Annotated in this window: 13 protein-coding genes and 2 tRNA genes; 7 read left to right on the top strand and 8 right to left on the bottom strand. The window is 70.0% G+C overall.

The genetic code is table 11. The features are described 5' to 3' along the window. Positions 1 to 53: 53 nt before the first annotated feature. From ACFE67_RS01470 to pknB, 3 genes are read left to right on the top strand one after another with little or no spacing between them, the layout of a single operon-like run. On the top strand, positions 54 to 1,520 hold the full coding sequence (locus tag ACFE67_RS01470) for a peptidoglycan D,D-transpeptidase FtsI family protein (RefSeq protein ID WP_375405094.1): 1,467 nt from the start codon (positions 54 to 56) through the stop codon (positions 1,518 to 1,520). Next, positions 1,517 to 3,355 (top strand): serine/threonine protein kinase, encoded by a 1,839-nt coding sequence (locus tag ACFE67_RS01465; protein WP_375405093.1) that lies wholly within the window; start codon positions 1,517 to 1,519, stop codon positions 3,353 to 3,355. Before ACFE67_RS01470 ends, ACFE67_RS01465 begins: the two co-directional genes overlap by 4 nt. 2 nt (positions 3,356 to 3,357) lie before the next feature. Continuing rightward, entirely contained in the window at positions 3,358 to 5,145 is a 1,788-nt protein-coding gene (gene pknB / locus ACFE67_RS01460; RefSeq protein ID WP_375405126.1) for a Stk1 family PASTA domain-containing Ser/Thr kinase, read from the top strand. Positions 5,146 to 5,240: 95 nt separating this feature from the next. Here pknB and ACFE67_RS01455 read toward each other — a convergent pair whose 3' ends face one another. Beyond that, positions 5,241 to 5,879, bottom strand: a complete 639-nt coding sequence (locus ACFE67_RS01455; RefSeq protein WP_375405092.1) for an aminodeoxychorismate/anthranilate synthase component II — start codon at positions 5,877 to 5,879, stop codon at positions 5,241 to 5,243. Between the two features lie 62 nt (positions 5,880 to 5,941). Here ACFE67_RS01455 and ACFE67_RS01450 point away from each other — a divergent pair, with 62 nt between their 5' ends. After that, positions 5,942 to 6,190 carry a cell division protein CrgA gene (locus ACFE67_RS01450; RefSeq protein ID WP_375405091.1) on the top strand — a complete coding sequence of 83 codons (249 nt, stop codon included), beginning with the start codon at positions 5,942 to 5,944 and terminating at the stop codon, positions 6,188 to 6,190. A gap of 110 nt (positions 6,191 to 6,300) precedes the next feature. On the opposite strand, the gene ACFE67_RS01445 is transcribed toward ACFE67_RS01450, so the two are convergent. Further along, positions 6,301 to 7,029 (bottom strand): rhomboid family intramembrane serine protease, encoded by a 729-nt coding sequence (locus ACFE67_RS01445; protein WP_375405090.1) that lies wholly within the window; start codon positions 7,027 to 7,029, stop codon positions 6,301 to 6,303. Between the two features lie 7 nt (positions 7,030 to 7,036). After that, positions 7,037 to 7,579: a peptidylprolyl isomerase gene (locus ACFE67_RS01440; protein WP_375405089.1), complete on the bottom strand. Its 543-nt coding sequence runs from the start codon at positions 7,577 to 7,579 to the stop codon at positions 7,037 to 7,039. 212 nt (positions 7,580 to 7,791) lie between these two features. Between ACFE67_RS01440 and ACFE67_RS01435 the strand changes: the two genes are divergently transcribed. The 3 genes from ACFE67_RS01435 (at position 7,792) to ACFE67_RS01425 (ending at position 12,772) form a co-directional block, all read left to right on the top strand. Continuing rightward, positions 7,792 to 8,448: a hypothetical protein gene (locus ACFE67_RS01435; protein ID WP_375405088.1), complete on the top strand. Its 657-nt coding sequence runs from the start codon at positions 7,792 to 7,794 to the stop codon at positions 8,446 to 8,448. A 190-nt stretch (positions 8,449 to 8,638) separates the two neighbouring features. After that, complete coding sequence (locus tag ACFE67_RS01430) at positions 8,639 to 12,043, top strand: bifunctional proline dehydrogenase/L-glutamate gamma-semialdehyde dehydrogenase (RefSeq protein ID WP_375405087.1); 3,405 nt, start codon at positions 8,639 to 8,641, stop codon at positions 12,041 to 12,043. A 180-nt stretch (positions 12,044 to 12,223) separates the two neighbouring features. After that, positions 12,224 to 12,772 (top strand): hypothetical protein, encoded by a 549-nt coding sequence (locus tag ACFE67_RS01425; RefSeq protein WP_375405086.1) that lies wholly within the window; start codon positions 12,224 to 12,226, stop codon positions 12,770 to 12,772. Between the two features lie 40 nt (positions 12,773 to 12,812). Here ACFE67_RS01425 and ACFE67_RS01420 read toward each other — a convergent pair. The 5 genes from ACFE67_RS01420 to ACFE67_RS01400 form a co-directional block, all read right to left on the bottom strand. Further along, positions 12,813 to 12,885, bottom strand: a tRNA-Ala gene (locus tag ACFE67_RS01420). A gap of 167 nt (positions 12,886 to 13,052) precedes the next feature. Next, positions 13,053 to 13,126: transfer RNA gene (locus ACFE67_RS01415), tRNA-Ile, on the bottom strand. Positions 13,127 to 13,164: 38 nt separating this feature from the next. Continuing rightward, a complete protein-coding gene (locus ACFE67_RS01410) occupies positions 13,165 to 13,617 on the bottom strand; it encodes a DUF3566 domain-containing protein (RefSeq protein ID WP_375405085.1) in 453 nt (150 codons plus the stop codon). Continuing rightward, positions 13,556 to 16,069, bottom strand: a complete 2,514-nt coding sequence (gene gyrA / locus ACFE67_RS01405) for a DNA gyrase subunit A (protein ID WP_375405084.1) — start codon at positions 16,067 to 16,069, stop codon at positions 13,556 to 13,558. Before gyrA ends, ACFE67_RS01410 begins: the two co-directional genes overlap by 62 nt. Positions 16,070 to 16,206: 137 nt before the next feature. Beyond that, the coding region (locus tag ACFE67_RS01400) for a DNA gyrase subunit B (RefSeq protein ID WP_375405083.1) at positions 16,207 to 17,874 on the bottom strand (1,668 nt) is incomplete at its 5' end.

Here is a 17,874-nt window from a genome sequence, read left to right as displayed (position 1 = left end):
CAGACGGTGTCCTCATCGCGCCGAGCGGGTGTCCATGAATCGAGCGTGAGCCCATGAACAGGGAGCTGAAGCGGATCAGCGCGCTCGTGCTGCTGATGTTCACGGCGCTGTTCGTCGCGACGAGTGTCATCCAGGTGTTCCAGACCGACAACCTCGACGCGGACGCCCGGAACCAGCGCGCCCGCGCCGACCAGTACGAGATCCGGCGCGGTCAGATCCTCACCGCTGACGGGAAGGCGATCGTCACCTCGCCGAAGTCCGGTGACACGTTCCAGTTCGACCGCCGGTACACCGACGGCGCGCTCTACGCCGCCGTCACCGGGTACTACAACCCGATCGGCGCCCCGACCGGCATCGAGGGCGCGCTGAACGCGCAGCTCGCCGGCACGTCGTCCGATCAGGTGCTCGACCGCCTCCAGAACATCGTGACGAACCAGGACCCGAAGGGCGCCTCCGTGCAGCTGACGATCGAGCGGAAGATCCAGAAGGCCGCGTACGACGCCCTCGGGGGCTATCGCGGCGCCGTGGTGGCCATCCAGCCGAAGACCGGCAAGGTGCTGGCGCTGGTGTCGAAGCCGTCCTACGACCCGAACCTCATCGCGGACCACTCGACCGGTGTCAGCGCCTACGACGCGCTGACCGAGGAGACCGTGAACCCGCTCGTGAACCGCGCGATCGCCGGGAACCTGAACCCCCCGGGCTCCACGTTCAAGCTGATCACGGCGTCCGCGGCGCTCGAGAGCGGCAAGTACACCCCGTCGTCGAGCTTCTCGAACCCTCCTGCGTACACGCTCCCGGGTACCAGCACGGTGATCCGCAACGCGGACGGCGGGTACTGCGGGTCGTCCAAGAAGGCGTCCATCGCGACGGCGGTGAAGCTCTCCTGCAACATCCCGATGGCCCAGCTGGGCGCCAAGCTTGGGCCGGCCGCGCTGCGGGAGCAGGCCGAGCGGTTCGGCTTCGACAAGGAGCTGTCCATCCCGCTCACGGTCACGCCGAGCACGTATCCGGCCCGCCGTGCTGACGGCGATCTGAACAGCGCGGAGACCGCGCAGACCGCATTCGGGCAGTTCGAGGATCGGGCCACGCCGATGCAGATGGCGATGGTCGCGGCCGCGATCGGGAACGGTGGGGCGGAGATGAAGCCGAATCTCGTCGAGAAGGTGGTGTCGCCCTCCTTGGCGAACCTGGAGCAGTTCCGTGCAGAGACCCTCGGGAACCCCGTCAGCGCCGACACCGCAGCGCAGGTGAAGGCGATGATGGTGGCGTCGGTCGCCGGCGGGGCGGCGACCAATGCAAGAATCGACGGCGTCACGGTTGCGGGGAAGACGGGGACCGCGCAGAACGGTGCGGATGATCCGTACACGCTCTGGTTCACCGGATTCGCTCCTGCGGACGACCCGCAGGTGGCCGTGGCCGTGGTGATCGAGAACGGTGGGGGACTGGGCCAGTCGGGGTACGGCAACCGTGTCGCCGCCCCGATCGCCAGGCAGGTCATGGAGGCGGTGCTGCAGGGATGAGACCGGTGTCCGGGCTCACTTTCGGGGGCCGTTACGAGCTGTCGTCGCGGATCGCGATCGGCGGGATGGGCGAGGTGTGGGAAGCCACCGACCTCGTGATCGGTCGACCCGTCGCCATCAAGATCCTGAAGGACGAGTACCTCGGCGACCCCGGGTTCCTCGAGCGCTTCCGGGCCGAGGCCCGGCATGCGGCGCTCGTGAACCACGAGGGCATCGCGAACGTCTACGACTACGGCGAGGAGGACGGCTCCGCCTTCCTCGTGATGGAGCTCGTCCCCGGCGAGCCCCTGTCGTCGATCCTCGAGCGGGCGCACACCATGCCGCCCGATCGCGTGCTCGACGTGGTCGCGCAGACCGCGATGGCGCTGCACGCCGCTCACGCGGCGGGGCTCGTGCACCGCGACATCAAGCCGGGCAACCTGCTCGTGACGCCCGACGGCCGGGTGAAGATCACCGACTTCGGCATCGCCAGGATCACCGACCAGGTGCCGCTGACCGCGACCGGCCAGGTGATGGGGACGGTGCAGTACCTGTCGCCGGAGCAGGCGAGCGGGCAGCCCGCGTCACCGGCCACCGACATCTACTCGCTCGGCATCGTCGCGTACGAGGCGCTGGCCGGCCATCGACCTTTCACCGGCGAGTCGCAGGTCGCGATCGCGATGGCGCAGATCAACGACACCGCCCCCGACCTGCCGCACTCCGTGCCCGAGCCGATCCGCCGTCTCGTGTTCGCATGCATCGCGAAGGCCCCGTCCGACCGGCCGACCACCGCTGCGCTGCTCGCCCGCGCGGCGACCGCGCTGCGCCGGGGCGACGTGCTCGCGGCGGCATCCGCGGTACCCGCGGTGCTGCCCGCCGGGGTCGCCGCGCCGACGATGGCCATGCAGACCGAGTCGTCGACCACGGTGCTGCCCTCATCGGCGCCCGGCTTCGACACGATGCTGATGGGCGTGCCCGGCGGCGCGCCGACCTCGACGACCTCGGCCTACCCCGCCTCTCAGCAGGGTCCGCCGGCGGTCACCGGCCCGTACGGCACCGGCGACGGCCCGCACGACGACGGGCCCCGCAAGCGCAGCGCCTGGACGATCCCGCTGATCATCCTGATCGTCCTGCTCGCGGTGCTGCTGGTCGTGTTCCTGGTCATGAGCACCGGGAAGAAGTCCAACCCCGGCTCGGGGGTGCCGCCGAAGTCGCCCAGCACCAGCAGCGCGCCTGCCGTGAGCTCCGCCGCCTCCGCGACGCCGATCCTGCTCGACCCGCAGACGTACACCGGCAAGCAGTTCACGGTCGTGCAGGCACAGCTGGAGGCGCTCGACCTCACGGTCGTACCCGACGAGCAGCCGGCGAACGACTCCTCGGACGCGGGCAAGGTCATCTCGATCGATCCGCTGAACACGCAGACCGGGGGCACGGTCACCGTCAGGTACTACGGCGCCCCGTCGACGCCGGACAAGCCGTCATCCGCGCCGACCACGACGACGAAGACCGTGACGACAGATCAGACATTCACGGTCACGTGGCCGCGGTACACCTGCAAGTCCGGCACGGGCGGCTCGCTGTCCGGCTACACGGTCAAGGCCTCGGGCGCCGTCGTACCGCTGGACAACGACGGAGCCCTCGGGGCCGTGCAGAGCACCGAGATCACCGCGGGCGCGAGCGCGGGCACGATCACCATCCGGTACTCGGCGAACTGCGGGCCTAGCGAGACCCCGGACTCGGCCGCGCTGAAGGTGACGGTCGAAGCGCCGGTGGAGTCGTCCGCTCCTGAGACGCCCGCGCCGCCCGCGGCGCCGGCGGAGACCCCCGTCCCGACCGACACCGCATCGGTGCAGTGAGCATGGAGGAGGGCAGCCCGGCCACCGCTCTCACGGGGCCGATTCTCGCGCTGACCGGCGGCGAGCGCCTGCTCGCGGGCCGCTACCGCGTCGAGCAGCTCATCGGCCGAGGCGGGATGGCGGAGGTGCACGTCGGCACGGACACGCGCCTCGGCCGCAAGGTCGCGATCAAGCTGCTGAAGTCCTCCCTCGCCAACGACCCGACCTTCCGCATGCGGTTCCGGAAGGAGGCGCAGGCCGCGTCCCGGATGACGCACCCGACGATCGTGCGCGTCTTCGACGCGGGCGAGGAGACGGTGCTCGAGTCCGGCGGCGGCGAGGCGCAGCTGCCGTTCATCGTGATGGAGTTCGTCGACGGCAAGCTGCTGAAGGACCTGATCAAGGACGGTCCGATGACGGCCCAGGAGGCCGGCCACATCATCGGCGGCATCCTGACGGCGCTCGAGTACTCGCACCGCGCCGGCGTCGTGCACCGGGACATCAAGCCCGGCAATGTGATGGTCACCCGGTCGGGCCAGATCAAGGTCATGGACTTCGGCATCGCCCGTGCGATCAGCGACTCGTCGGCGACCGTCGCACAGACCAGCGTGATCCTCGGGACCGCGCAGTACTTCTCCCCCGAGCAGGCCAAGGGCGAGACGGTCGACCTCCGCAGCGACCTGTACTCGACCGGTGTCGTGCTCTTCGAGATGCTGACCGGCCGCGCACCCTTCACCGGGGACAGCGCGATCTCCGTCGCCTACCAGCACGTGTCCGAACGGCCGGAGGTGCCGAGCCGGATCAACCCCGCGCTCACCGAGCCGATGGACGCCGTCGTCCTCCGCGCGCTCGAGAAGGACAAGTCCCGCAGGTACCAGTCCGCGGAGGAGTTCCGCGAGGACGTCGACGCCGTGCTCGCGGGGCGCACGCCGACCGCGCGGCTCCCGACCGTGGAGATCCAGCGAGACCTCTTCGGAGGTGCCGAGTCGACGCCGGAGTCGACGGTGCGGCAGCTCGCGTTCGACGACCCCGGGCCGTCGTCCACCTCCAGCCGCCCACCGGCGGGCTGGATCTGGGCGGGCGTCATCGTCGTCGTGGCGATCGTGCTCGCGGTCGCGCTGTGGGTGGTCTCGCTCGCCACCGGCGGGTTCGGCGCCGACAACCGCACGGTGCCCGAGAACCTCCAGGGCTCGACGCAGGCCAGCGCGGAGCGCACGCTGCACGATCTGGACCTGCGCCCGCTGCTCCATCAGGAGTCGAGCGGCTCGGTCGCCAAGGGCGTCGTCATCCGAGCGACCCCGACCGGTGGGACCGTGCTGACCAAGGGCGACGCGGTCAGCCTGTGGGTCTCGACGGGCACGGCGCAGGCGACGGTGCCGACCGTCGTCGGGGCGACGAAGGACGACGCGCAGCAGGCACTCGCCCAGGCCGATCTGAAGGTCGGCGACGTCACGACGGCCCACTCGACGGACGTCCCGGCGGACGTGGTCATCTCGGCGTCGCAGAAGGCCGGCGACGAGATCGACACCGGCACCGCGGTGGACCTCGTCGTCTCGGACGGCGAGGTGCTGCTGCCCGATCTGACCGGCCAGTCCATCGCCGACGCGGAGGCGACCCTCAAGGGCCTCGGCCTCACCGCCGACGTGCAGCAGCAGACCAGCGGCTGCGGCGCGGCGAGCGACATCGTCTACTACCAGGTCAACAAGGCCGGCGCCGTCGATCAGGGCTCCACGGTCACCCTGCAGCAGTGCGCGGGCGACTCGACCGACCCGAGCGAGCCGACCCCCACCGACTCCCCCACCGCCGGGTAGCCGACGCAGGCCCCAGCCGGTACACCGCCGTCAGCCGAAGGGCCGTTCAGGCCCGTCGGTATGGCAGTTGCGCCGCAGCGGCGGCGGCGCAGCCATCACTGCTGGGCGATGCGGGGGCTCAGCCCCTGGGCCTTCCGTACCGCGTCCGGGTCGCCGACGACGGCCAGCCAGTTGGCGAGCATCCGGTGGCCCCCCTCCGTCATGACGGACTCCGGGTGGAACTGCACGCCGTACACCGGCGCGTCGCGATGCTGCAGCGCCATGATCACGCCGCCCTCAGTCCGCGCCGTGACCGCGAGCTCGGGCGGCACGGTGCCATCGACGACGGCGAGGGAGTGGTACCTGGTCGCGGTGAAGGTGTCGGGCAGACCCTCGAAGATGGGGCTGTCGTCGTGCACCACGCGAGAGGTCTTGCCGTGCATCAGCTCCTCGGCGTTGGTCACGACGCCGCCGAACGCCTCCGCGATCGCCTGATGCCCGAGGCACACGCCGATCAGCGGCACGCCGGCCGCGACGGCCGCGTGCACGATCGGGATCGACACACCCGCGTCGGACGGCTTGCCGGGACCGGGGGAGACGAGCACGCCGTCGTAGCTGCGGATCCGCTCGGACAGCTCGTCGACCGCCACGGTGTCGTTGCGGACGACGTCCGTCTGCGCGCCCAGCTGACGGAGGTAGCCGTTCAGCGTGTAGACGAAGCTGTCGTAGTTGTCCACCACGAGGACCTTGGTCATCCTCGTGATCCTACGCACCGCGGACCCCGCCTCGAAGCGGTGCGGCCGGTACGCTGTCGGCCATGGCCCGTGTGAAGACCTCTCCCGTGCGTCGGGAGGACCGCCTGGCCACCCGCGACGGTGCCAACCCCGTCTGGTTCAAGCCCATCATGTTCGGGTTCATGCTGCTCGGCCTGCTCTGGATCGTCGTCTTCTACATCTCCAGCGGCACGCTGCCCATCCCGTTCGCCCCCGAGCAGTCGAGCTGGAACATCCTGATCGGCTTCGGCATCGCATTCGTCGGGTTCCTCATGACGCTCTGGTGGCGCTGACCTCCTCGCACACCGGCGAAACACACGCCTGTGATTCTCCACACGGTGCACAAACCTGTGGATAACTGCGTGGACGGGCCGTGGAGGAGGGACCCGCCGGGTGGACGCCCTCAGACGACGGCGGCCGGGACGAGCGCCAGCGCGAGCAGCACGGCGGTGATCGCAGCGGCACCGAACCGGGCCCGACGGTCGCGGCGCGGACCCCGGTTCGCGACGAACAGCCATCCGGTGGCCGCACCGACGATCAGGCCGCCGACGTGGGCCTGCCAGGCGATGCCGCTGACGACGAAGCCGAGCGCGAGGTTGATCGCGATGAGCACGACGAGTGAGCGCACGTCGATACCGAGCCGCCGCTGCACGACGGCCACCGCCCCGAGCACGGCGAACACCGCGCCGGAGGCACCGAACACGGCGGTGCCGACCGAGATCAGGCCGAAGAACGACGCGAACAGCACACCGACCGACCCGCCGAGCGCGCCCAGCACGTAGATCGCGACGAGCCGCGGTGCGCCGATGACCCGCTCGAGTGCCCGCCCGAAGGAGACGAGGGCGATCATGTTGAACGCGATGTGGGTGATGCCGATCACCGATCCGGGAATCGAGATCGGCTGGTGCAGCAGCGCGGAGGTGAGCATCCGCCACGGCTCGAACGGGATGCCGGTGGAGGGCAGCGAGTAGGCGGCGGCGTACTGCCAGGCCTGCTCCAGCCTCGCGCCGCTCGCCAGCTGGACCACGTACGCCGCGATCGTGACGACGGCGATCCAACCCGTCGCGGTCTGCGGACGGTATCGCGCCGACCTGCGCCAGACGCGTCGGAGGTCGGCGCGGGCGTCGCTCACCGGCGCCTCAGGAGCCCTGGCGGATGTCGACGCTCGTCAGCACCTGGGGCTCGACCGGCCGGTCGGATCGGTCCGTGGGCACGGCACCCAGCGCGTCGACCACATCGCGCGACGCCTGGTCCGCGACCTCACCGAAGATCGTGTGGGCGCCCTGCAGCCAGGTGGTCGCGGCGGTGGTGATGAAGAACTGCGAGCCGTTCGTACCCCGCCCGCCGCGCTTGCCGGCATTGGCCATCGCGAGGATGTACGGCTTGCGGAAGTCCAGGTCGGGCGCGATCTCGTCGTCGAACTCGAACCCGGGTCCACCCGTTCCGGTGCCGAGCGGGTCGCCGCCCTGGATCATGAAGTTCGGGATGATCCGGTGGAACACGAGGTCCTTGTAGAGGGGACCGGTCTCCTCCGCACCGGTGGAGGGGTTGCGCCAGGGCAGCTCGCCGGTGGCGAGACCGATGAAGTTCCTTACAGTCTTGGGAGCGTGCAGGCCGAAGAGGTTGACCGTGATGTCCCCCTGCGTGGTGTGAAGGACGGCGGTCGCGGTGACGTCGGGCATCCTGCAAGTCTGGCATCGACACGCCGTCTGCTCGCGCTGGGGACCACGTGCTCAGCGGGGTCCAAGCACTCGTCCAGCCGCCGGCCGATCCCGCGACGCCCACCGCCTGTTCGGCGACTGTCAGGTCGTACGCAGCGCACTCGATGAAAGGATGATCACCACTGCGTCGACGTTCTCGTCGGCGTCCCACGATGACGCAGAGGAGCGCGCGAATGGTCTCGACGAAGAAGCAGGTGAAGCGGTTGAAGAAGGACGCTCAGCGTCTCTGGAGCGACCAGCAGGCGCTGTTGACGCGCGCGAACTCCGTCGGGCGCGACGCGCTGCCCCACGTGCAGGGCTTCGCCAAGGACGGCCTGAGCAAGGCCGTTCCCGGCGCGACGACGCTGGTCGCGGAGAAGGTCGCTCCGGCGGTGGGCAAGGCGGGAAAGGCTGCCGGAACCTACGCCGCATCGACGACCAAGGACGCGCTGTCCGGACTCTTCATCCCCGCGGTCTCGAGTGCGGCTGTGGCAGCGGTCGCCCTAGCCGGGGAGGCGGGCGAACGACTCGGTCTTCCTGACACCGTCGCGAAGCAGGGCACGAAGGTGACGGACAAGCTCGCGTCGGTGACGAAGTCCGGCTACAAGTCGGAGGCGAAGGCGGGCGTCAAGCTCAAGGCCGCCGCCGCGGCAGGCTCGGTGGCCGCGAAGCAGGGGTCGAAGCAGGTCGCCAAGGCGACCGGCACGAAGCAGGGCATCGGCGTCGGCGGGGTGCTCGGCATCCTGCTGGGCGTCGGGTTGCTCGTCGGGATCGGGTACGCCGTGTGGCAGACGCTCCGTGCGGACGACGACCTCTGGGTCGCCGACGAGGACACCGAGACCACGAGCTGACCACTCGAAGAGCCTGACGAGGGGGACCGGCCGTTGCGGCCTGTCCTCCTCGTCGTCTCGCGACGGACGACGGACTGGGTTCAGCGCCGCCGCGAGGGTCCCGTGTTCCGCCGGCTCGTTCAGCAGTCGGAGCGGTACTCGTGACGGTTCATCACCGTTCCCGACGCATCGTCAGACGGATACTGCCTGCATGAGCGGATCAGCGGTCGCGCCCAGCTCCTCCACGGGGCCGGCCTCCTCGATCGATCAGGTCGAGTCCCTGGTCCGGCGATGGCTGGCGGAAGCCGCCGACGCGCCCACGGATGCGGCGGCGGCCCGCCTGGCCGGCGTGCTCCGCGATCCGAAAGGACTCGCCTTCACGGTCGGCTTCGTCGACGGCGTCGTGCGGCCGGAGGATCTGCGCGCGGCGGCTCGTCGGCTGGCCTCGCTCGCGCCCGACGTCCCCCGCTTCCTCCCGCTGCCGCTCCGGCTCGCCGTCCGCGTCGGCGGTCTCACCGCGCCGCTCCTGCCCTGGGTCGTCGTTCCCCTGGCGCGGATCGCGCTGCGGCGGATGGTCGACCACCTGGTGATCGACGCCACCCCTGCGCGGCTCGGCCGGACGATCGCCCGGATCCGGTCGCGAGGGGTACGGCTCAACCTGAACCTGCTCGGCGAAGCGGTGCTGGGGCAGAAGGAGGCGGACCGCCGCCTCGCGGGCACCTTCGCGCTGATCGAGCGGCCGGACGTCGACTACGTCTCCATCAAGGTGTCCGCCGCGGTCGCTCCGCACGCCCCATGGGCCTTCGACGCGGCCGTCGATGACGTAGTCGGCAGGCTGACGCCGCTGTACGAGGCCGCCCGGCGCACCGGGACCTTCATCAACCTCGACATGGAGGAGTTCAAGGACCTGGACCTCACCATCGCGGTGTTCCAGCGGATCCTGGACGCCCCGCGGTTCCTCGACCACCGCGCGGGCATCGTCCTGCAGGCATATCTGCCGGACGCGCTGCCCGCGATGATGCGTCTGCAGGCATGGAGTGCCGACCGGCGGGCCCGCGGCGGCGCGCCCGTGAAGGTACGGCTCGTGAAGGGCGCGAACCTGCCGATGGAGCGCGTGGAGGCCGCCGTCCACGACTGGCCGCTGGCCACGTGGCACGAGAAGGTCGAGAGCGACACCCACTACAAGCGCGTCCTCGAGTGGGCGCTGAGGCCGGAGCGCACGGACGCGGTGCAGATCGGCGTCGCCGGCCACAACCTCTTCGACGTCGCCCACGCCTGGCTGCTCGCCGGCGAGCGCGGCGTGCGCGACGCGGTCGAGTTCGAGATGCTGCTGGGGATGGCCACCGGGCAGGCGGAGGCGGTCCGCAAGGACGTCGGCGGGTTGCTGGTGTACACGCCCGTCCTCCATCCGCACGAGTTCGACGTCGCGATCGCGTACCTCGTCCGTCGGCTGGAGGAGGGCGCGAGCGATGACAACTTCATGTCCAGCGTGTTCGACCTCGCCTCGAGCGAGCGCCTGTTCATCCGCGAGCGCGACCGCTTCGCGGAATCGATGGGGCGACTCGGCACCGCGGTTCCGCTGACGCACCGCGTGCCGCGCATCGCGACGGCGACCGGATCCGGATCGCCGTTCCGGAACGCGGTGGACACGGACCCCGCCGTACCCGCGCACCGGGCATGGGCCACGGCGATCCTCGATCGGGCGGCACGCTCCGATGCGGGTGTCCGCACACTCGCCGAGCACACGGTCAGCGATCCCGCGGTGCTGGATTCGCTACTGACGACGACGCGCGCGGCGGGCCGCGAGTGGGGTCGGCGACCGGCCGCCGAGCGCGCCGCGATCCTCGAACGAGCGGGCGACGCGCTCGAAGCGGCGCGGGGCCTCCTCGTCGAGGTGATGGTCGGCGAGGCCGCGAAGACGATGGATCAGGCGGACCCGGAGGTGAGCGAGGCGATCGACTTCGCCCGGTACTACGCCGGCCGGGCGACCGAGCTCGAGCAGGTCGGCGGGGCGCGGTTCGTGCCCGCCGCGCTCACCCTCGTGGCGCCTCCCTGGAACTTCCCGGTCGCGATCCCCGCAGGCGGCGTGCTCGCCGCCCTGGCCGCCGGCAGCGGCGTCGTGCTGAAGCCCGCGGGGCCGGCGAGCCGCTGCGGGGCCGTGCTGGCGGAGGTGCTCTGGGCCGCCGGGGTGCCGACCGACGTGCTGACCCTCGTGCAGGTCGACGAAGGCGGCCTCGGCCCTCGGCTGGTCGCCGACCGGACGATCGACCTGGTCGTGCTGACCGGGGCGTGGGAGACCGCTCGGCTGTTCCGGGACTTCCGCCACGACCTGCCGATCCTCGCCGAGACGAGCGGGGAGAACGCGATGGTGATCACCCCCTCCGCCGATCTCGACCTCGCGGTGAAGGATCTCGTCGTGAGCGCGTTCGGCCACGCGGGCCAGAAGTGCAGCGCCGCCAGCCTGGCGATCCTGGTCGGACCGGTCGCGACGTCGAAGCGGTTCGTCGGTCAGCTGGTGGACGCGGTCGGCTCACTCGAGGTCGGGGCGCCATGGACCTCCACGACCCGCATGGGTCCGCTCATCGAGCCGGCGGGCGGGAAGCTGCTGGAGGGTCTGACCACCCTCGGCGCGGGGGAGCGCTGGCTGCTCGAGCCCAGGAAGCTCGACCGGCAGGGCCGGCTGTGGACGCCCGGGATCCGCACCGGGGTCCGCCGCGGCTCCGCCTACCACCTGACCGAGTACTTCGGCCCGGTGCTCGGCATCATGACGGCGACCGACCTCGACGAGGCGATCGCGATCCAGAACGAGGTCGAATTCGGGCTCACCGCGGGGCTGCAGTCGTTGGAACCGGATGAGATCGGTCGCTGGATCGACGGCGTCGAGGCGGGCAACCTCTTTGTGAACCGCGGTACCACGGGGGCGATCGTCGGGCGGCAGCCGTTCGGCGGCTGGAAGCGCTCGTCCGTCGGTACGGGGACGAAGGCGGGCGGCCCGAGCTACCTCATCGGGTTCGGGTCGTGGCTGCGCAGCGAGGACGCCGCGCCGGCGACCGCACGCCTCGACCCGAAGGTGGCCCGTGTCGTCCGCACCGCGTCGGCGTTCGGGGACGACGCGCGCTCGTTCGTGTCCGCCGGTGCGGCGAGCGACCAGGCGGCCTGGCAGGACGAGTTCGGATCGACCCGCGAACTGGCAGGGCTCGGCGTCGAGCGGAACCTCCTCCGGTACCGCGCCGTCCCCGTCACCGTCCGCGCTGCGATCGACGCCGAGCCGGGAGCCGTCCTCCGAGTCGTCGCAGCCGCGACGCGGGCGGGTGCCCCGATCACCGTCGTCGCTGCAGCAGCGCTGCCCGAGGCGCTGTCGCGGGCGCTCGACGACCTGGCGGTACCGCACCGGGTCGACGCCGAGCCGGTGCTGACCGGCCGCGTGCGGCTCGTGAGCGGTTCCGCTTCCGAGTTGCTGGAGGCGGCGGGCGGCGATCCGGATCTCGCGATCTGGCCCGGCGAGGTGACGACGGCCGGCCGACTCGAGCTGCTGCCGTTCCTGCGCGAGCAGTCCATCAGCATCACCGCGCACCGGTTCGGCACCCCGAACGGCCTCACCGACGGCGTGATCTGAGGCTCGTGGAGCCTTCGCGGATCCGGAGACTTCAGCGACACCCCGAGGTGCGAGACGCGAATGCGGGGTGTCGTCGAGGTTTTGCCACTCCGCGCGCCCCGACGAGCGGAATCCACAGCCGCAGTCCAGGTCGATGAGAAAAATTCCCTCTATCGCTCGCCGTCGATAGGGGTTTCATCCATGCCCGACTCGCTTCTCCAGCAGACCGTCGTCTCCCCGGTCGGACTTCGGACCCGGTGGCGCGACCGCCGTCGTCTGCAGCGCATCGATCGGCTGGGTGCCCGACTCGCACGACTCGACGCGGTCGACGCTCTGCTGCTGCGGGCGCATGACCGCCTCGCGCAGGGCTGGGTGCAGGACGCGTGGTTCACGACGATCGACGACCAGGGCGTGCAGCTGCACGTCGGCACACTCCGCGCGCACGACGGCGAGCAGGCCGAGCGCGCCTGCCTCGTCGCCGCGGTCGCGATCGAAGCACTGCCCGGCAGCATCACCGGCCCGGTCGCGCAGCGGGCGATCGGCACGATGTGGAACGTCCTGCACGGTGGAGGCCCGTCCGGCGACTGGAGCACGCCGCCCGGCGTCACGGCCGCCCGCGCGTACGACCTCGTGCGTTGGAACGACTCCTCCGACCGCCGTCAGTCCGAGGTGCTGTCGCTGCTCACACTGTCGCGGTCATCGGTCGACCGAACCGCAGACGCGGTACGGAAGGAACTCGCGACCGCCTGAGCGTCCTACGACACGACGGGTCTTCGGGATTCAGACCGAGTGGAGACTAGGGGATTCGAACCCCTGACCCCCTGCTTGCAAAGCAGGTGCTCTACCAACTGAGCTAAGCCCCCGAACGAAACAGAAGAAGCTTAACTGCGATCCACGCGCGCGCCCCATGCGCGAAGCGCCATCAAGCGAAGCGTTCCCGACGTGCGAAGCGCCGTCAGCCGAGCGCGCGTCCAGCGCGCCGGTACGGCACAGTTTTGGATCCGCCCGCGGATCCAAAACCATAGGCACGTGGGGCTACCAGGACTTGAACCTGGGACCTCTTCGTTATCAGCGAAGCGCTCTAACCGCCTGAGCTATAGCCCCCTCCGGCCCGAAGGCCGCGGACGAGGGTATCAGAGGCGTCAGCCGTTCTTGAATCCGACGAGGATGCCGCCGGTGATCTTCACGGAGAGGTTGTAGAGCACGCAGGCGATCGCGCCGAGCACCGTGCCGACGACGACGTTGAGTGCTGCGATGACGAGGGTGAAGCCCATCACCTGCGCGAACGAGATGACGTTGCTGACGGTGAGGGTGTCCGAGCCGGAGACGTCCTTCAGCAGGGTCGAGATCTGGTCGAACACGCCGGTGGAGGCGAGCACCGTCCAGATCAGCAGTACCGCGACGAAGATCACGATCCCGATCGCGACGGCGATGAGGAAGGAGAACTTCACGGCCGACCAGAAATCGATGTAGACGAGCTTCAGCCGTACCTGCTTCGCCGCGGACGGACGGGGCGAGCGGTCGGACAGCTTGTCAGCCACGCTCCCCTTCTGGCCCGTCTCCGACGGGCGGCTGGGGCTCTTCACCGAGCTCATCTGCGTGCGCCTCCACGGTCGTCTCGCTGTTCCGGGCAATCGCGATGATTCTGTCACTCTCGGCGAAGCGTGCGAAGACCACGCCCATCGTGTCGCGGCCCTTCGCAGGAACGTCCGCCACGTTCGAGCGGACGACCTTGCCGCTCTCGAGCACGACGAGCACCTCGTCGGTCTCGTCGACGATCAGCGCGCCGGCCAGGTCGCCCCTCGCCTCCTGCAGCTTCGCGACCTTGATGCCGAGGCCGCCGCGGCCCTGCAGCCGGTACTGGTCCACGGCGGTCCGCTTGGCGAAGCCGCCCTCGGTGACGACGAACACGAAGCCCTCGTCCGAGACGACTCGGGCCGCGAGCAGCTGGTCGTCGCCGCGGAAGTGCATCCCGATGACACCGGAGGTGCTGCGACCCATCGGTCGCAGGGCGTCGTCGGAGGCGGTGAACCGGATCGACATCCCCTTGCGGGACACGAGCAGTACGTCGCTGGTGTCCTCGACGAGCAGCGCCTGGATCAGCTCGTCGTCGTCACGCAGGTTGATCGCGATGATGCCGCCGGTGCGGTTGGTGTCGTACTCGGCGAGCGCCGTCTTCTTCATCAGCCCGCTGCGGGTGGCGAGCACCAGGTAGGGCGCGACCGTGTAGTCGCGGATGTCGAGGATCTGGGCGACCCGCTCGTCGGGCTGCATCGCGAGCAGGTTCGCGATGTGCTGGCCCTTCGCGTCGCGCGCGCTCTCCTGCACCTCGTAGGTCTTCACCCGGTACACCCGGCCGGCGTTCGTGAAGACGAGCAGCCAGTGGTGGGTGGAGGTGACGAACAGGTGCTCGACGACGTCGTCGGCGCGCAGCTGAGCGCCGCGCACGCCGCGCCCGCCTCGGCGCTGCGACCGGTACTGGTCGGTCCGGGTGCGCTTGATGTAGCCGCCGCGGGTGACGGTGACGACGACCTCCTCCTCCGGGATGAGGTCCTCGATGCTCATCTCGCCGTCGTAGCCCGGCAGGATCCGGGTGCGGCGGTCGTCGCCGAAGCGGTCGACGATCTCGGTCAGCTCCTCCGCCACGATCGCGCGCTGACGCGGGACCTTCGCGAGGATGTCCTTGTAGTCGGCGATCAGCCGCTCGAGCTCGGCCGCCTGGTCGATGATCCGCTGCCGCTCCAGCGCGGCGAGGCGCCGCAGCTGCAGGCTGAGGATGGCGTTCGCCTGCACCTCGTCGACGTCGAGCAGGTCGATCAGACCCGTGCGGGCGTCGTCAGGCGTCGGCGACCGGCGGATGAGGGCGATGACCTCGTCGAGCATGTCGAGGGCCTTGAGGTAGCCGCGCAGGATGTGCGCATCGGCCTCGGCCTTCCGGAGGCGGTAGGCCGTGCGGCGCTGGATGACCTCCAGCTGGTGCTCGATCCAGGCGGAGATGAAGCCGTCGAGCGCGAGCGTGCGGGGCACACCGTCGACCAGCGCGAGCATGTTCGCACCGAAGTTCTGCTGCAGCTCGGTGTGCTTGTAGAGGTTGTTCAGCACCACCTTCGCCACTGCGTCGCGCTTCAGCACGATCACGAGGCGCTGGCCGGTGCGGCCGGAGGTGTGGTCCTGGATGTCGGCGATGCCGGACATCCGCCCCTCCTTGACCATCGTCGCGATCTTGTCGGCGAGGTTGTCGGGGTTGACCTGGTACGGCAGCTCGGTGATGACGAGGCAGGTGCGACCCTGCAGCTCCTCCACGCTGACGACGCCGCGCATCGTGATCGACCCGCGGCCCGTGCGGTACATGTCGGTGATGCCGCGGGTACCGAGGATCGTGGCGTGGGTCGGGAAGTCGGGTCCCTTGACGTGCTCCATCAGCCCGGCGAGCAGCTCTTCGCGGGTCGCGTCGGGGTGGTCGAGCGCCCACAGCGCGGCGGCGGACACCTCGCGGAGGTTGTGCGGCGGGATGTTCGTCGCCATGCCCACCGCGATGCCGGCCGAGCCGTTCACCAGCAGGTTCGGGAACCGCGCCGGCAGCACGACCGGCTCCTGCGTCCGGCCGTCGTAGTTGGGCTGGAAGTCGACGGTGTCCTCGTCGATGTCCCGGACCATCTCCATGGCGAGCGGCGCCATCTTGGTCTCGGTGTACCGCGGTGCGGCCGCCGGGTCGTTGCCGGGCGAGCCGAAGTTGCCCTGCCCGAGCGCGAGCGGGTAGCGGAGGCTCCAGTCCTGCACGAGGCGGACGAGCGTGTCGTAGATGGCCGAGTCGCCGTGCGGGTGGAACTGCGCCATGACGTCGCCGACGATGCGCGCGCACTTCGAGAAACCGCGGTCGGGGCGGTAGCCGCCGTCGTACATCGCGTAGATCACGCGGCGGTGCACCGGCTTCAGACCGTCCCGCACCTCGGGCAGCGCCCGCGCCACGATCACGCTCATCGCGTAGTCGAGGTACGACCGCTGCATCTCGAGCTGCAGGTCGACCTGCTCGATGTTGTCAACCATGGATGGGTCCTATTCGGTGAGGCTGGTCTCGAGGCTCGCTGCGCTCGCACCTCGACCAGCGGAAGAGGGTCTGGTCCTCCTCCCGCCGGTCGAGGTGCCGCGAAGCGGCCTCGAGACCAGCGGGAGGAGGAGGACTGCTAGATGTCGAGGAAGCGGACGTCCTTCGCGTTCTGCAGGATGAAGTTGCGGCGGGACTCGACGTCCTCGCCCATCAGCGTCGCGAAGACCTCGTCGGCAGCCGCGGCGTCCTCGAGGGTGATCTGGCGCAGGGTCCGCGTCTCGGGATCCATCGTGGTCTCCCACAGCTCGGTGAAGTCCATCTCACCGAGCCCCTTGTAGCGCTGGACGCCGTTCTCCTTCGGGATGCGCTTGCCGGAGGCGAGGCCGTCGGCGAGCAGCGCGTCGCGCTCCCGGTCGCTGAACACGTAGTCGTGCTTCGCGTTGCTCCACTTCAGGCGGTACAGCGGCGGCTGCGCGAGGTAGACGTAGCCGAGCTCGATCAGCGGCCGCATGAACCGGAAGATCAGCGTCAGCAGCAGCGTCGTGATGTGCTGGCCGTCGACGTCGGCATCCGCCATCAGCACGATCTTGTGGTAACGGACCTTCTCGGGGAGGAAGTCCTCGCCGATGCCGGAGCCGAACGCCGTGATCATCGCCTGCACCTCGGCGTTGCCGAGCGCCTTGTCGAGCCGAGCCTTCTCGACGTTCAGGATCTTGCCGCGCAGCGGCAGGATCGCCTGCGTCTCGGGGTTCCGACCGCGCACGGCCGAGCCGCCGGCCGAGTCCCCCTCGACGAGGAAGATCTCCGCCTTCGACGCGTCCCGCGTCTGGCAGTCCTTGAGCTTGCCCGGCATGGAGGCGCGGTCCAGCGCCGTCTTCCGGGTCGCGTCGCGCGCCTTCCGCGCCGCGAGCCGGGCCGTCATCGCCTGGATGCCCTTGCGCACGATGTCCCGCGCCTGGTTCGGGTTCGACTCGAACCAGTGCGTCAGCTCCTGCGTCACGACGCGCTGCACGAACGGCTTCGCCTCGGTGTTGCCCAGCTTGGTCTTCGTCTGCCCTTCGAACTGCGGTTCGCCGAGCTTGATGGAGATGACGGCGGTGAGGCCCTCGCGGACGTCGTCGCCCGTCAGGTTCTCGTCCTTGTCCTTGATGAAGCCCTTGTCGCGGCCGTACCGGTTGATGAGCCCGGTCAGCGCGGCCCGGAAGCCCTCCTCGTGCGTGCCGCCCTCGTGGGTGTTGATCGTGTTCGCGAAGGTGTGCACGCTCTCCGTGTAGGAGCCGGTCCACTGCATGGCGACCTCGAGCGCCATGACCCGCTCCTTGTCCTCCGACTCGAACGCGATCACGGAGTCGTGGACGGGCTCGGCCTTCTTGGCGCTGGCTTTGTTCAGGTACTCGACGTAGTCGACGAGGCCGCGGTCGTAGCGGAAGACGTGCGCGCGCACCTCCGGCGCCTCGGTCTCGCCGTCGACCGGTGCGGTGGATCGCTCGTCGGTGAGCGCGATCGTCAGACCCTTGTTCAGGAACGCCGTCTGCTGGAACCGGGTCCGGAGGGTCTCGTAGTCGAACTCCGTCGTCTCGAAGATGTCGGCGTTGGGCCAGAAGGTGAGGGTCGTGCCGGTGCTGTCGGAGGCCTCGTTCTCCACGAGCGGTGCGTCGGGCACGCCGTCCGTGTAGGACTGCCGCCAGACGTGGCCCTGTCGGCGCACCTCGACGTCGAGCTTGTGGGACAGGGCGTTGACGACCGAGCTGCCGACGCCGTGCAGGCCGCCGGAGACCGCGTACCCGCCGCCGCCGAACTTGCC

Source organism: uncultured Amnibacterium sp., from assembly GCF_964244015.1.
Taxonomy (GTDB): domain Bacteria; phylum Actinomycetota; class Actinomycetes; order Actinomycetales; family Microbacteriaceae; genus Amnibacterium.
The sequence above is the reverse complement of the archived record's forward strand: the minus strand, read 5'-3'. Positions and strand labels throughout refer to the sequence as shown.

What these genes read in the sequence shown, in the direction of transcription:
- ACFE67_RS01410 (WP_375405085.1), bottom strand. Translation starts at nt 13,617, where the DNA reads ATGAGCTCGGTGAAGAGCCCCAGCCGCCCGTCGGAGACGGGCCAGAAG.
- ACFE67_RS01455 (WP_375405092.1), bottom strand. Translation starts at nt 5,879, where the DNA reads ATGACCAAGGTCCTCGTGGTGGACAACTACGACAGCTTCGTCTACACG.
- ACFE67_RS01450 (WP_375405091.1), top strand. Translation starts at nt 5,942, where the DNA reads ATGGCCCGTGTGAAGACCTCTCCCGTGCGTCGGGAGGACCGCCTGGCC.
- ACFE67_RS01435 (WP_375405088.1), top strand. Translation starts at nt 7,792, where the DNA reads ATGGTCTCGACGAAGAAGCAGGTGAAGCGGTTGAAGAAGGACGCTCAG.
- ACFE67_RS01440 (WP_375405089.1), bottom strand. Translation starts at nt 7,579, where the DNA reads ATGCCCGACGTCACCGCGACCGCCGTCCTTCACACCACGCAGGGGGAC.
- ACFE67_RS01430 (WP_375405087.1), top strand. Translation starts at nt 8,639, where the DNA reads ATGAGCGGATCAGCGGTCGCGCCCAGCTCCTCCACGGGGCCGGCCTCC.
- ACFE67_RS01470 (WP_375405094.1), top strand. Translation starts at nt 54, where the DNA reads ATGAACAGGGAGCTGAAGCGGATCAGCGCGCTCGTGCTGCTGATGTTC.
- ACFE67_RS01425 (WP_375405086.1), top strand. Translation starts at nt 12,224, where the DNA reads ATGCCCGACTCGCTTCTCCAGCAGACCGTCGTCTCCCCGGTCGGACTT.
- gyrA (WP_375405084.1), bottom strand. Translation starts at nt 16,069, where the DNA reads ATGGTTGACAACATCGAGCAGGTCGACCTGCAGCTCGAGATGCAGCGG.
- ACFE67_RS01465 (WP_375405093.1), top strand. Translation starts at nt 1,517, where the DNA reads ATGAGACCGGTGTCCGGGCTCACTTTCGGGGGCCGTTACGAGCTGTCG.
- pknB (WP_375405126.1), top strand. Translation starts at nt 3,358, where the DNA reads ATGGAGGAGGGCAGCCCGGCCACCGCTCTCACGGGGCCGATTCTCGCG.